Genomic DNA, 13,428 nt, shown 5'->3' with positions numbered 1-13,428 from the left:
GTTCAGCATTGCCCGCAGACGGCCGACGACATGCCCACGCCGATGCAGCCCCGGTCCAGCGGCTTCAGGTCGATGTCGTCGGCGTACCGGTATCTCGGCTCCACCCGGTCCAGCAGCTTGCCTCCGTCAACGCTCTGCTCCAAAGCGAGCGGCTCAGCTCCCGAAACCACTCCTCCTGGCTGTGCAGCGAGTACACGCCGCAGCCGATCAGAATCCGGTGAGGGATCTTGGCGCGCAGCGGGCGGGCGCCTCGCAGCGCGGCACCGTAGGTGACATGCGAGTAGCCGGGCACCTGACGGGTGAGTTGGCGGTGGCTGAGTTCGTTGAAGTCCAGCAGCGTCTCGGATCAGCTGACGCAGCTCGACTTCGCCTGCGGGACTGATGGGTTCAGTATGCCGGTGCGCTCCCGCTGCCGCAGTGCATCACAGCTCAGGTCGCTGGCGGGCCTGGTGTCCGCCAGCCGCAGGCTCTGCCAGCGGTCGCTCCACTCGTCAGGGTCTCCGTCGCAGGCCAGCACGAAGCTGACAACGGCCGCCCAGGTGCGGGCAGCTTCTCGTCGCCCTGTCCCGGGGTGCACTGCGCTCTGGACGTCTGATACATCTGAGGCCGTTGTCATGCATCCGCCGACTAGACGGATGGAAGCCCGCACGTGTCGACGAGCGGCGGCTGGGGGTCCGCGCGCGCGGGCGGATGGGGGAAAAGGACGATGGCGAATCGGCGTGTGTTCGCACCCGCGATCTTCGGGGCGCTCTTGCTGGCGGGGCTGCTGTGGTGGGCGGGAACCAGCGCCCACGCACTCAGCCTGCCCGGAGCCACACGGTTCTTCGGCCCCGACCAGGCGAACCGCCTGGCCGCGTGGACGATGCCCTGGTCGACCGACTCCCCGTCATCAGCCCAGTTCACCGACCCCGCAGGCGCACCCGGCCACGGCGCGGACTATGCGGCCCTGAGAGAGACCGCCATGCGGGTGCGCTACGCCGTGCTCGTCTTGCTCTTTGCGTGCGGCGCAGTGCCACTGCTGCGCCGGCTGTCGGGCCGCGGCGCGGGGCGCGCGGCCGTCGCCGTGGCGGCCCTGTGGGGCTGGGGAATCGTTGCGGCCATGCTCGCCGTCACTGTGTCCGCGCCCTGGATGCTCGCTTCCGGCGGCTCCGCCGCGTTCCGGCTGCTGCCCGGCCTCGCAAGTGCCATGTCCCAGGGCCGCGAACTGCCGGTGGGTGCTGCCCTGGTCGCCGCCGCGGGCGCCGTCGGCCTCATGACCCTGCTGCGGCCCGAGGTGACACCCTCACCTGACCGGTCTGTGCCGACCGCGGCCACGGCGCGGCTCGCCGCGACCCTGGGCACCGCCGTGGTCGCCATCGCCCTCGCCGTCCTGTCCAACGACCGGGTGGCCGGGTGGATGCAGACCGGGTTCACGGGCAACGGGCGGCTGTCCGAGCCCGGTGATCTGCTGCGGCAGTGGATCCAGCTTGGCGCCTGGACCCTGCCCACGGGCTCCGCTCCCGGGCGCTGGCTGCTGTACCGGCTCGGCGACGTGGCTCTGCTCGCCCTGGTCTGGTGGGGGCTGCGGCTGCTGCCCGTCCTGCTCGACCGTGTCACCTACCCCGCCTACTCGCTCGGCGCCGTCGCCGCCACCACCCTGGGCGTGGTGGTGAGCGGAGTCTGGCACTCGCTCCTCTCCTATCAAGGCAGCACTGGTGGGCCCCTGCTCTACTACGTCTCCGTAGGCTCAGGCGTGTCGGCGGCGCTCGTCTTCGGCATCCTCGCCGGCTGTGCCAGCACGGTGACCGTCCGGATCCGCAGCCGCGCACAGCAGCCCGCCCCGCCCACACCGCAAAACCAACCGGCCTGACCGGGCTGGCCGAACGACAGGCACTCGCGTGCGTTGATGCACCAGCCCCGCCTTGAGCTGTCAGGCATCCGCACCAGGGCAGCCCAGAGGACGCCGTGCACCACGCAGACCGCCTGGTGACCTCCCTGATGCACGAGCGCGGCTACCCAACCCAGGATTTCGAGCAACAGCTCAAGGACCTGTCGGTCGAGCACGGCCGGACACTCGAACACTACCGGGCCGCCCACGATGTCGATGTGCTCAGCACCCGGCACGAGGCGACCACCGAACAATTGCGGGGTGCCATGGTGCACTACCGGGCCCTGTTCGACGAGCTGCTCTCCGACGGCGGCGAACCCCGCCATGCGCCGACCTGAGCGGCTCAGCGAACAGCCCGTCGCCCCATCCGGGAGGAAGGGCATCTGGGAACGGAGAAGATATGCAACGCAAAGACATACCGGACTCCGCCGCCGCGAGCGGCCTGTCCACCGATGACCTCGCCCAGTCTCGCAACACGTCCACGCAGGAGGACACGGCGAGCACGCCGGCCGAAGTCCCGACCTTCCCCGGCGAGAGCACGAACACGCCGAGCAAGCCCATTGAAGACGAGGCTGTGGGAGCCGACCCGGGAACTCAGGACAAGGCGCCGGGAGGCCGACGCGGGCACCCAGCGCCACGTCACGGGCAGCCCGGGCGCCGACGCCGATGACGCGGTCCCCCAGCTCCTCACCCCGGAGGACGAGGAAGGGTTCCGCACACGCTGGCAGGAGGTGCAGAACGAGTTCTTGGATGACCCGCGCGACGCCGTGCACACCGCCGACGCCCTCGTCGCCGACGTGATGCAAAAGCTGGCCGCCACATTCGCCGACCACAAAAAGGAACTGGAAGGACAGTGGAACCGCGGCGAACAAGCGAATACAGAGGACCTGCGTCTGGCACTGCGCCACTACCGTGCGTTCTTCAACCGCCTGCTCGTCACCTGACACAACGCGGCGGTGCGGCGCAAGCGGAAGCAGACTGGACCGAGCTGACCTGCCGGGCCGGAGTGGATCGTCCAGCTCGGTGTCAGCACCGGACGCTCGCCCGTCGCGGTCCACGGCAGTGACAGCTACGCCGCAGGCAGCCGCCGCGCCGTCGGCGGGACGAAGCCCGCGGCTCCTGGCTTCCCACCTGGCCGCACTGCCAGCCCGACGTCGACCTCCGTATCCTTGATGATCAGCTCGCCCAGTTGCGTAGGCGAACGGCCCTCACGACTGAGGGGGCCCGGCACCTGCGAGCGATGAGACGCCAGCAGTCCCTTCCTAGGTGAGGCATGCGGCGACGCCCCCACCACGGACCGACCAGGCAGCACGCGGGCCGCGGTCAAACTCCGGAAGGGGCTCACGGCCGACCCATCCGATTCCGAGACGTTGACCTGTATCGCCGCCGACTGACCTGTCGGCGACATCGCCACGTCCCCTGATGCCACGGGCTGGCGCCCACCCAAAGGGCCGGCACCGAGAGGTATCGCCCGATCGCGAGATATAACTCCGATGGGTGCGTACCGAAGGAGCCTTCACGCGTCTGCAGCGGCTGTTCACCAGGCCGGACCGTGAGCAGGAGCGGCTGGCACACATCCAACGTCGCTTCTTTAACGCCCTCTGAGCTTGGCGTTTAGCGTCGTAGGTCACTCGACCCGCTGATCTGCGGTTCTCTCCGGGACAGCGGAGACGGCCGTTCTCCCACGCTTCGAGATGTCGAGTCACAAAGCACGAGAGAACGGCCGCTGTGTATGAGTCTGTCTGTCGATGCACCCGCAGCCAGGCATTGGACGTATTGTCCCGCTTTCGGGTCGTTTTCTACGAATGCCTCTACGCTCGCGCGGATGCGCTCTTCGAGCTCACTGACGAGGTGCTGTGCGCGGACGGGGCGGTGAAGACCCTGGTCGAGCTGTCGCTGGCAGTCGAGCACCGGCGCGGGCACGGTGCGCTGTAGGCGGCTTTGGACCGCGGAATGCGGTGTGCGTCGTGAGGTCGCCTTGCGGTGGATCTACCTCGCCGCGGGACGCAACTCGGACGTCAGGAAGGAGACGATGGTCTGCCACGACGGTGTCACGGGAAGAGGCGGCGTGGTGTGACCGTGCCGTGCGTATTCCTCGTAGGCGTCCCGGCGGGTGTCGGGGTCGCCCAGCATGCTGGAAATCGGACCGTGACCGGCGTGCGGGAGGGAGATCATGCGCACATCGGCGTTGGCGGAGGCCAGGGCGTCGCGCAGCAGTCGACCCTGGTGGTAAGGCACCAAGGGGTCCTGCTCGCCATGGAAGATCAGCGTCGGGGGCAGGGGCCGGTCGGTGACGTAGGTGAGAGGGTTCGCGGCCGCGACCTTGTCCGGGCAGTCCTTGATGGGACAGCCGAGCAGCCGCGACTCGGGCGAGCGTGCGTCCGAGTGACAGTCGGTCGTCCCCAGGAAGTCGTTGAACACCTTGCAGTTGTCCAGCATGTGCGCATCCATCTGGGAAAAATCAGTCGGCGGGTAGAACGGCACGGCCGCCTGCACCGCGCTGGACGGACCGCGCACACCCACGTCTCCCTCCAGCCGCGGGATGTCTCCGGTGACCGCGGCCATCGCCGAGGTCCAGCCCCCCGAGGAATCACCCATGATCGCGAAGCGTCGAGGGTCGAGGTGGTAGACCTCGGCGTGCGCCCGCAGCCAGCGTATGGCGCCCTTGATGTCGTGGAGCTGGGCCGGGAACTCGGCCTGCGAGCTGGAACGGACCGACACACCCGCCACCGCGAACCCATGCGGGTTGAGCTGGGCGGCAACCTGGTCAGCGCCCTGTCGGCCGTTGTCGGCCAGCCACGCCGAGCCTCCCGTGAAGATCACCAACGGCACCGGCCGCTGCGACCGGGGGATGTACAGGTCCAACAGGTGGCCCTGGCTGTCGGCCGGCTGGGCCGGCGCGTAGGCGATGTCCCTGGTCACTCTCACCTCGTCGGGTCCCGGGGCGGGGGCCGCGTAACCGGGGGCCATGGTGACCCCCAAGGCGATGGCAGTTGCCGCCAGCGCCATGAGAACGCGACCGATACGCAACCGCGTAGGTCGTCGATGCCGGATCCTCATGCTCACTCCTCTTCGAGTGGGAAGCGGTCGGCGGTTCGGGTGCCGAACCGCCGGGATGGCCGGATTACTTGGAGCAGATGAACTGCGTTCGCCTGGCGAAATTTAGTTCGTTGGACGGCTGGCATGAGTCTGGGTCCGACACCGAGCGGGTGTCAATGGTGGTGAAGATGCACGGGCTCACGACCCACCGGCTGCGAGTCGGCGACAGCGCCACGGCGAGGGCTTCGGCTGCCCTCGCCCGGCCAGTGACGGGCGCACGTCGCGGGCGGGGGTGCGCCCCGGCGCTCACGCGATCCTGCGCCGAACACCCCGACCGTCGCGCGGCGGTGGCGCCGTCAGGTCTTGATCGAGGAAACCGGCCCCAGGTCACGTTCGATACCCGCCGCCGCGGCGCGGAGCGCGGGCAGGACCTCCTCGAGGCATTCGGTGACCGAACGCCGACTGGAGTGCATGGCGACGTTGATCGCGGCGCGCACCTTGCCGTCCAGGCTGCGGACCGGCACGGCCATCGAGCGCAGACCGACTTCGAGTTCCCCGTCGACCAGGGCGTATCCGTCGTCGTCGGCCTGTGCGACAAGCCGGATCAGTTCATCGACATCCGTCACCGTCTGCGCGGTAAGGGATGTCGGAGCTGAGGAGGCGAGGATCGCGGCGCATTCGTTCCTGGGCAGGCCGGCGAGCAGTACGCGGCCCATCGCGGTGGCGTACGCGGGCAGTCGTGTGCCCACTGTGGCGTGGACCGTCATCAGGCGGGCGGGGGCAGCGCGGGCGACGTAAAGAATCTCCGAACCGGAGAGCACCGTCATGGACGCGGAGTCGGAGAGCCGGTGGGACAGGGCCGTGAGATGAGGTTGGGCCAATTGCGCCGGCGACAGACGCGACAACGGAGCGTAGCCCAGCGAGAGGATCGCGGCGTTGGGCCGGTACAGCCCGTCCTGACCAGTGACATACCCGAGGTGGTCCAGCGTGATCAGCGCACGCCGTACGGTTGCCCGTGGCAAGCCGGTGAGACGGGCTATCTCGGCATTTCTGAGGGCGTCGCGGCCCGGGCCGAAGGCGGTCAGCACGCTCAGGCCGCGGGCGAGGGACTCGATGATTCCGCGCCCGGGCTTGGAGACTTCGGTATCGAGCGGTGGTCTGACCGCCGCAGCCGGTGGTTCCGGCGGCGGTGTGCGCAGTTGTCGTTCCATGTCTGCCACGGCGCTCCGCACAGCGGGCAGCGCGGCCCGTGCCAGCGCTTCCGCGCTCGGGTAGCGTCCGATGAGGCTGACCACGTTCACCACGCACACCAGGTCCCCGTCCGGGGCATGGACGGGGTGGCCGAGGGCGATCAGGCCGGCTTCCAGCCACTGGTCGTCGAGGGACCAACCGTTGGCTTTCGCGGCGGCGGCGCGTTCGCGGAGATCGTCCGTACACGCCTCGATGAGGTTCGCGCCGCGCACGCAGGGGTGGTGCGCCCGGTGGTGTTCCCATTCGGCGGGGCTCCAGGTGGCGGCCAGCAGCGCGCCCGGCGCCGAGGCGTCGAGTGGCAGCCTGTCGCCGATGCTGCAGACGATTCCCATCCGCCGGTCGCGGACCGCCGAGTGGACGAAATGGGCGCCGTGCTGGTCCGGCACGGTCAGGGTGACCCCCTCGTCCAGTTCCTCGGCCAGCGCGTCGGCCCGTGGTCCCAGGAGTTCGGGAATCCTGACGGCAGTCAGGTAAGCGTTGCCCAGCTCCATCAGTGGCGGGGCCAGTACGGCCCTACGTCCCTCGATGTGGACGTAGCCCATGGCGCCGAGGGTGACGGTGATGCGGTCGAGGGTGGCCCGTGCGAGGCTTGTGCGGTTCGCGAGCTCTTGCAGGTCCTCCTGCCCGCCGGCGTCCGCAAGAGCCTTGAGGACGGCGATCCCACGTATCAGAGGGCCGACCGCCTCGGTCGGCACCTGCTCCGTTGCGGCGCCGTCCACCTCACTGGCCGCGACCTCGGCCGTCATGCCGTCACTCCTTGCTTCGGTGCAGGCAACAGTAGCCGATCAGTCCTCCAGAGGGCCTGGGAGCCCGCGCCGCTCCGCCAGGAACGGGCGACGGAGCGCGCTTGTTTCGATCGGAAACCGGCGAAGCACGCATCCCGGATATGAGTGTGTGTTCCGGGAGGTGATCCACCGGTTCGACGAGATCGACCTGGCCTGGCCTGGACCGTCGATGGGCGGGAGCCCGTCCCCGCCCGCTCATCCCTGAATGCGCCGCCGACCGGGGCGCCGGTGTCAGTCGCTGAGTGCGGTGCGCAAGGTGGTGGCCATCAGATCGATGGCCTGTTTCGCTGCCGGTACCGGGCCGGTGTGGGTGAAGTAGTGGTCGGCCCCCTCGAAGACACGGTGGGTGACCGGGACGCCGGCGGCCTCCAGAGACTTGGCGTAGGCGTCGCCCTCGTCGCGCAGGCGGTCGTTCTCCGCGGTGATGACCAGGGCGGGAGGAAGTCCGGCGAGGTCGTCGGAGAGTGCGGGAGAGACGAGAGGATGCGCACGGTCGGCGGGATCCGGGACGTAGGCGGCGGTGAAGATCCGCATGAGCTGAGGGCTGAGCAGCGGCTTGGCTGCGAGGGACTGCTTGGTGGCCGGGTCGGCGAACTGGTCGAGCGGTGCGGAGTCGATGATCTGGAGGCGGGGCGAAAAAGTACCGCGGTCCCGGGCCAGGCGGCAGACCGCGGCGGTCAGGTTGGCTCCGGCACTGTGCCCGCCCACCGCAAGGCGTGAACCGTCCCAGCCGCCCTCGGCGCCGTTCTCGGCGACCCACGCGGTGGCGTCGTACGCCTGGGTCACGGGGACGGGGAACTGCCGCTGCGGGGCGACGGCATAGTCCACGTTGATCACTACACAGCCGGCCGTGGCGGCGATGTAGCGGCAGATGTGGTCGTCCTGCTCCGGGCGGCCGACCACGAAACCACCGCCGTGGAAGTTGACGTACACGGGAGCGAGGGATCCGGTGGTCGGCGGGCGGTAGACGGTGCAGGCCACCGGTCCGGCACCGGTCTCCACCCGGAGGGTTTCGGTGCGCTTCGGGACGTCGGTGAAGCGCAGGTCCTGGTGCACGCGGGTCATCTTGCGGCCGAGCAGCAGTTGGATGCCTCTGGCCTGAACGCTTGAACTGAACGCCATGGCGTTGCCCACTTCTTCACGGTGTGAATGACAGGTTGGAGGGGCGGAGAGCACCGAGCCGACCACCGCGCGCGCCGCCGTACCTCATGGCGCATCACGAGAGGTGCGTGCAGTGTCACGGGCCCCGTGTCGTGCGGTGTGTCAGGCCCCGGCCTCCTGTGAGGCGAAGTCCTTGCCGCGGTCGGGCGCCTCTGTGTCCGTGTCGCCGCTGAGGTGTTTCGCGCGTTGGATCTGTTCGTAGACGTGCGCGCGCAGTTCGGCGAATCGCGTGCTGGAGCGGGTGTGCAACTGGTCACGCTCGTCGGGAAGATCGATGGTCAGATCCTCCTGCACGACGGTCGGCGACTTGGACAGGATGATGGTCCGCTGGCCGAGGTAGACCGCTTCATCGATGTCATGGGTGACGAACAGGACGGTGACGCCCAGCTCGTGCCACAGGTGCCTGATGAGGTCCTCCAGCTCGGCGCGCGTCTGTGCGTCGACGGCCGCGAACGGCTCGTCCATCAGCAGCACCTTCGGTTCGAACGCGACGGCGCGGGCGATCGCGACGCGCTGCTGCATTCCTCCCGAGAGTTGCCAGGGGTAGGCATGGTGGGCATCGGCGAGACCGACCACCTCCAGCGCGTGGTCGACCAGTTCCTTCTCCCTGGCCTTGCCGAGCTTCTTGCGGCGAAGCGGCAGGGCCACGTTGTCGCGCACGTTCATCCAGGCGAACAGGGACCGGCCGTACTCCTGGAACACGACGGCCATGGCGGGAGGCGGTCCCGCGATGGGACGACCTTCCAGACGGACTTCGCCGCTGGTGGGGTCGAGCAGCCCGGCCATGCATTTCAGCAGAGTCGTCTTGCCGCACCCCGACGGTCCGACCAGACACACCAGTTCTCCGGCAGCGATATGAAAGGTCAGGTTCCGCAGAGCTTCGACGCTGCGGTTGCGTCCGGTGTAGATCTTCTGCAGATTGCGTACGTCAAGCATCGACGTCTCCTTGTCAGGGATTGCGCTGAGCTCGGCGCAAGCCGTGGTACCAGGCCAGGACCCGGTTCTCCGTGAACCGGAAGAGCAGCGACAGGACGAAACCGAGCAAGCCGAGCAGCAGGACGCCGCTCCACATCTCGGGGATGGCGAAGGACCGCTGGAACTGCACGACGGCGAACCCGAGGCCGTTGCTGGCGGCGAACATCTCGCTGATGACCATGAGGATGATGCCGATCGACAGGGACTGACGCATGCCGGTGACGATCTGCGGGCTCGCCGAGCGCAGTACCAGGTGCCACAGGCGTCGAGTGCCGGTGATGCCGTACGAGCGGCAGGTGTCGCTGAGCACCTCGTCGACGGCGCGGACACCCTCGACCGTGTTGAGCAGAATCGGCCACATGCACCCGCTGACGATGACGAGCACCTTCATGGTGTCGCCGATGCCCGCGAAGAGCATGATGATCGGTACCAGCACCGGGGGCGGTATGGCCCTGAAGAGTTCCATGACCGGCTCCAGGAAGTCGCGCACGAGGCGGCTCATGCCGATCACCAGCCCCAGCCCGACTCCGGCGACGATGGCCAGCAGATAGCCGGCGGTCAGCCGAATCACGCTGGGCACCACGTCGGATGTCAGCCGCTCGCCCGTCCAGACGTCCGCGAACTTCCCCAGGATGGTGGAGAGCGGAGGGCTGTAGAAGTCGGTGCTGCCGGCGCTGAGGGACCACCACACTCCGAACAGGACCAGGGGCAGGCCCAGGACCAGCGAGGCACGACGGGCCACGTTGAGGACAGTCGTCCGGATCATCCGGCTACCCTTCCCTGCGGATGGACTGATGCCAGTGCAGTGCCCGCCGCTCGACGGTCCGGGCCACCAGGTTGATCGCGATGCCCAGCAGCCCGGTGACCAGGACCAGGGCGTAGACGTCGGGTACCGCGCCGGAGGTCTGGGCGACGGCGATCTGGTTGCCCAGCCCCGGCGAGCCGATGACGAGTTCGGCGGTGATCGCCAGGACCAGCGCCACGGTGGCGGCCAGCCGTACGCCCGTCATCACATACGGCAGCGCGGTGGGCCACATGACGTGGCGCACCCGTCCCCACGTGCCCAGCTGGTAGCTGCGGGCGGTGTCGTCGGCGACCGGGTCGACGTCCTGCATCCCGGCCAGCACCTGGACGAGGACCTGCCAGAAGGAGGCGTACACCACCAGCAGCAGTTTCGATCTCAGGTCCGTGCCGTAGAGCAGTACGGCCACCGGGATCAGAGCCACCGACGGGATGGGCCGCAGGAACTCGATGGTCGAGGCGGTGGCCGCCCGCAGCAGGGGCACCGATCCGATCCCGATGCCCGCCGTCACGCCCGCCATGACGGCGATGGCCAGTCCGATACCCCACCCGGTCAGGGTGTCGCCGAGCGCGGTCCAGAACGCGTCCTCGGCGAGCACCTGCCACAGGGCCCGGCCCATCTCCGACGCGGGTGGGAGGTAGTCGGCGGAGACCAGACCGGTGTGGGGCAGCACTTGAAGCAGGACCACCAGGCCCACCAGGCCCGCTGCCCCACGCGACAAAGTGGTGGCCTTCCCCGGGAAGCGCCGGGCACGCCGCGTCTCAGGCCCGTCGGGACCGCTGACGGTCCCGACGGCGCCGACGCTCTTCGTCAGCACAGAGGTGCTCTCAGAACCGCTCATGAGAACAGGGCGTCCAGGTCGGGCTTCGTGCCGCCGAAGATGCCGTCCTTCTCGCCGAGGGAGGCGAGCTTCTCCAGGGACTTCATGTCGTACTCCGCGGTCCAGCTCGGCAGCGTCAGGTTCTTCAGCACCTCACCGCTGATCTTGGTGTAGGTGGTGAGGATCTGGCGCGCCTCGTCGGGGTGTTCGGCGGCGTACTCCAGGGACTCGGTCATCGCCTCGGTGAACTTCTTCAGCAGCCCGGGGTTCTCCTGCGCCAGCTTGGTGGAGGCAAAGTACGTCGCGACGGTGAGCTTCGGGTCGGTGTCGGCGAACGGGGACGCCACGACGCGGGCGCCCTGGCCCTTGGCGATGGTCAGCGCCGGCTCGGCCATCCAGGCGGCGTCGACCCGTCCGCTGTCCAGCGCGGCCGGCATCTGGTCGAACGGCAACTCGACGAACTTGACCTTCGAGGGGTCTCCTCCGTCCTTGCGCACCGACTCGTGGACGGTGGTGTCCCCGATGTTCTTGAGGGTGTTGACAGCCACTGTCTTCCCGGCGAGGTCCTTCGCGGACTTGACCTTGCTGTCCTTCTTGACCGCGACTCCCGTGACGTCCTTCCCGGTGACGCCGGTGGAGGCGACACCGTTGACCACGGACTTGACCGGTACTCCCTTGGACTGCGCGATCATCAGCGAGGTGACATTGCTGAACCCGAACTGGAACTCGCCGCTGACGACACCGGGGATGATCGCCGCCCCGCCCTGGGCGGTCACCAACTCCAGCTCGATGCCGCGACTGCTGAAGAAGCCCTTCTTTTCTCCCAGATACAGCGGCGCCACATCGACGATGGGAATGACCCCTACCTTGACCTGCGTCGTCTTGCCCCCGTCCGAGGGCGAGGAACCGCCTGTCGCAGAAGACGAGGATCCGCATCCGGTCGCGGCCGTGAACGTGACCGCTGCTATGGCGAGCCCGATGATGCCTCTTCGCATGGGCCTCTCCTGACGAGTGTGTGCGCTGTGCGAAATATTGTCCGTATCCCGAACGGTAGCGGGAGGCTATGGCCGGGTTCGCGGTGCGTCAATAGGTGGGGTGACACCGGTAGTGCTCGGTCAGGCAGGCGCGCGGCGGGCCGGAGCCCCGCCACCGCCCGAAGTGCACTCCTCTGTTGGGGCGTTGCTGGTGTGCCGTGATCATCGCTCGGTCCGTTGCATGCCTGTGCCGTTGGCCGTTCCGTCAGCGGCCTGACCCGAGCGGTGGGCGACCGTGCCGGACGTCTCGTCCAGGCGCGGCGCGCGCCGGTCACCGAGGTCGGCAGCCCGAGGCCAACGCGGGGACCGGATAGGCAGCCCGTCCCTTGGCAGGCGGATGCCCGGTGAAAGCACGCGCCGACGGGATCGTGCGAACACGCCCTGTCGCCCACGCTGACGTAGGCCCCGGCTCCTGAGCAGGAGCCGGCGCCCGTCATCAGCAGGCGTGTCGTGCCGGCCCTTGCTGCATGCTCACTGCTTGACGCCGGACTCATCGACGGATGGATGCCGATAAAGGCCTGACCAAGGCCGCGATCCGGCAGGATCCGTAACGTGCGGCAGGCGCCGCTTCACTCCGTCCTACTGATCGGGCCCGGCAGCGGAGAGCGGCTTACGCGAATCTTCGACTGCCCGTGGGGCCGCTGCTCCCAGTCGTCCATGAAGCAGGCGTGCAGGCGGTGCTTGTGGGCCAGGGCCAGGAGGGTCTGGGTGCGGTAGTAGAAGTCCTCGCCCAGCACCTGGTGTTCGGTGCCTTCGGTGCGATCGAAGGTGAAGTCGAAGAATCCCTTGTGGGTCAGGATGCGGCCCACGTGGGCGAGGCATTCTTCGATCACCTCCAGCGGCGAGTGGGAGAAGACGCTGTGTGCGTGCACGACGTCGAAGTGGTCGCCGGGCAGGAAGTCCAGGGTGAGGTCGCCGGTGAGGGTCAGGTGCGGCAGTTTCTCCTGGAGGTCTCGCTCGACGAGCGTCTTCTTGGCGGCGATCAGAATGTCCGGCGAGATGTCGATGCCGTAATAGTTGCCGGTGTGGAGGTAGTCGATGAAGCGCCAGCCGCCGCGCAAGTTGCCGCAGCCGATGTCGAGCATCCGGTGCTCAGGGCGCAGCCCGTGCTCGATCAGGTAGTCGAACTGCATCTGCCCGAGGGCCAGCCAGCGCTCGCGGGTCTGGCTGCCGACCGCGGCTTCAGGGTTGCGGCGGGTGTCGGAGGCCATCACTGCGCGGTAGTAGCCGACGTGGTCGGGATGCTTCACGCGCAGCCAGGTGTCCCGGGTGGCACGGCGGAGATACGGGGCGACGCGGCTGGGGTGAGTCAGGGCGTAGCCGACCTTGTGGGTGAAGGTGGAGCGGTTGTGCCTCAGCTTCTTCGCGGACTTCGCGTCCTGGGCCATGGCGGCGACCTCCGTACGTGGGACGTCCCCGGCACGCGGAGCGCCCCCTGAAAAGAGCGATGAAAGGGTGTGGTCGACCGACGGAACTCCGCTTGCCGCGCCACCCCCTGCGCGCACCAGCGCGCCGGCCGGTTCCGGGTAGGTCGCGGGTCAATGTAGCGGGCCGCAGCATGCGGCTTGTGCCACCTCGCGAGCGATGGCCGGTCGGATGCCGGCGCCTGTCTGGCGATTCGCGTGGAGAAGCGGGCCCACCACCCTCCGGCTGGGCCTGGCTGCCCCCGCCGACTCATCACCCTCGAACGAATT

11 protein-coding genes and 2 pseudogenes are annotated in these 13,428 nt (G+C 68.5%); 4 read left to right on the top strand and 9 right to left on the bottom strand.

Translation table 11 applies throughout. The features are described from left to right. Window positions 1-2: 2 nt before the first annotated feature. Window positions 3-143, bottom strand: a complete 141-nt coding sequence (locus ACIRDU_RS34400) for a hypothetical protein (RefSeq protein WP_403587176.1) — start codon at window positions 141-143, stop codon at window positions 3-5. Window positions 144-706: 563 nt separating this feature from the next. Between ACIRDU_RS34400 and ACIRDU_RS34395 the strand changes: the two genes are divergently transcribed. The 4 genes and pseudogenes from ACIRDU_RS34395 to ACIRDU_RS34380 all read left to right on the top strand — a co-directional run. Continuing rightward, window positions 707-1,849, top strand: a complete 1,143-nt coding sequence (locus ACIRDU_RS34395; RefSeq protein WP_403587173.1) for a hypothetical protein — start codon at window positions 707-709, stop codon at window positions 1,847-1,849. Window positions 1,850-1,932: 83 nt separating this feature from the next. Further along, window positions 1,933-2,205: pseudogene (locus tag ACIRDU_RS34390) on the top strand (hypothetical protein); the annotation flags it as partial. A gap of 393 nt (window positions 2,206-2,598) precedes the next feature. Next, the gene (locus tag ACIRDU_RS34385; RefSeq protein WP_403587170.1) at window positions 2,599-2,811 is read left to right on the top strand and encodes a hypothetical protein; all 213 of its coding nucleotides are present in this window, start codon (window positions 2,599-2,601) and stop codon (window positions 2,809-2,811) included. A gap of 823 nt (window positions 2,812-3,634) precedes the next feature. Continuing rightward, window positions 3,635-3,799: pseudogene (locus ACIRDU_RS34380) on the top strand (transposase); the annotation flags it as partial. 57 nt (window positions 3,800-3,856) lie between these two features. Here ACIRDU_RS34380 and ACIRDU_RS34375 read toward each other — a convergent pair. The 8 genes from ACIRDU_RS34375 to ACIRDU_RS34340 form a co-directional block, all read right to left on the bottom strand. Further along, window positions 3,857-4,789, bottom strand: coding sequence for an alpha/beta hydrolase fold domain-containing protein (locus ACIRDU_RS34375; protein WP_403587167.1), 933 nt, complete (start codon window positions 4,787-4,789; stop codon window positions 3,857-3,859). A 473-nt stretch (window positions 4,790-5,262) separates the two neighbouring features. After that, complete coding sequence (locus ACIRDU_RS34370; protein ID WP_403587164.1) at window positions 5,263-6,903, bottom strand: IclR family transcriptional regulator C-terminal domain-containing protein; 1,641 nt, start codon at window positions 6,901-6,903, stop codon at window positions 5,263-5,265. A 270-nt stretch (window positions 6,904-7,173) separates the two neighbouring features. Beyond that, window positions 7,174-8,064 carry an alpha/beta hydrolase gene (locus ACIRDU_RS34365; RefSeq protein ID WP_403587161.1) on the bottom strand — a complete coding sequence of 297 codons (891 nt, stop codon included), beginning with the start codon at window positions 8,062-8,064 and terminating at the stop codon, window positions 7,174-7,176. 141 nt (window positions 8,065-8,205) lie between these two features. Continuing rightward, window positions 8,206-9,039, bottom strand: a complete 834-nt coding sequence (locus ACIRDU_RS34360) for an ABC transporter ATP-binding protein (protein WP_403587158.1) — start codon at window positions 9,037-9,039, stop codon at window positions 8,206-8,208. Window positions 9,040-9,052: 13 nt separating this feature from the next. Beyond that, window positions 9,053-9,844 carry an ABC transporter permease gene (locus tag ACIRDU_RS34355; RefSeq protein WP_392358200.1) on the bottom strand — a complete coding sequence of 264 codons (792 nt, stop codon included), beginning with the start codon at window positions 9,842-9,844 and terminating at the stop codon, window positions 9,053-9,055. 4 nt (window positions 9,845-9,848) lie between these two features. Beyond that, window positions 9,849-10,721 carry an ABC transporter permease gene (locus tag ACIRDU_RS34350; RefSeq protein ID WP_403587155.1) on the bottom strand — a complete coding sequence of 291 codons (873 nt, stop codon included), beginning with the start codon at window positions 10,719-10,721 and terminating at the stop codon, window positions 9,849-9,851. Continuing rightward, window positions 10,718-11,695 (bottom strand): ABC transporter substrate-binding protein, encoded by a 978-nt coding sequence (locus tag ACIRDU_RS34345; protein WP_403587152.1) that lies wholly within the window; start codon window positions 11,693-11,695, stop codon window positions 10,718-10,720. Before ACIRDU_RS34345 ends, ACIRDU_RS34350 begins: the two co-directional genes overlap by 4 nt. A gap of 608 nt (window positions 11,696-12,303) precedes the next feature. Continuing rightward, window positions 12,304-13,122, bottom strand: coding sequence for a class I SAM-dependent methyltransferase (locus ACIRDU_RS34340; protein ID WP_403587149.1), 819 nt, complete (start codon window positions 13,120-13,122; stop codon window positions 12,304-12,306). Window positions 13,123-13,428 lie beyond the last annotated feature (306 nt).

This window comes from Streptomyces sp. NPDC093598 (genome assembly GCF_044764825.1).
Lineage (GTDB): Bacteria > Actinomycetota > Actinomycetes > Streptomycetales > Streptomycetaceae > Streptomyces.
This window is presented reverse-complemented; position numbering and strand designations above follow the sequence as displayed.

What these genes read in the sequence shown, in the direction of transcription:
- ACIRDU_RS34365 (WP_403587161.1), bottom strand. Translation starts at nt 8,064, where the DNA reads ATGGCGTTCAGTTCAAGCGTTCAGGCCAGAGGCATCCAACTGCTGCTC.
- ACIRDU_RS34355 (WP_392358200.1), bottom strand. Translation starts at nt 9,844, where the DNA reads ATGATCCGGACGACTGTCCTCAACGTGGCCCGTCGTGCCTCGCTGGTC.
- ACIRDU_RS34370 (WP_403587164.1), bottom strand. Translation starts at nt 6,903, where the DNA reads ATGACGGCCGAGGTCGCGGCCAGTGAGGTGGACGGCGCCGCAACGGAG.
- ACIRDU_RS34350 (WP_403587155.1), bottom strand. Translation starts at nt 10,721, where the DNA reads ATGAGCGGTTCTGAGAGCACCTCTGTGCTGACGAAGAGCGTCGGCGCC.
- ACIRDU_RS34395 (WP_403587173.1), top strand. Translation starts at nt 707, where the DNA reads ATGGCGAATCGGCGTGTGTTCGCACCCGCGATCTTCGGGGCGCTCTTG.
- ACIRDU_RS34340 (WP_403587149.1), bottom strand. Translation starts at nt 13,122, where the DNA reads ATGGCCCAGGACGCGAAGTCCGCGAAGAAGCTGAGGCACAACCGCTCC.
- ACIRDU_RS34360 (WP_403587158.1), bottom strand. Translation starts at nt 9,039, where the DNA reads ATGCTTGACGTACGCAATCTGCAGAAGATCTACACCGGACGCAACCGC.
- ACIRDU_RS34345 (WP_403587152.1), bottom strand. Translation starts at nt 11,695, where the DNA reads ATGCGAAGAGGCATCATCGGGCTCGCCATAGCAGCGGTCACGTTCACG.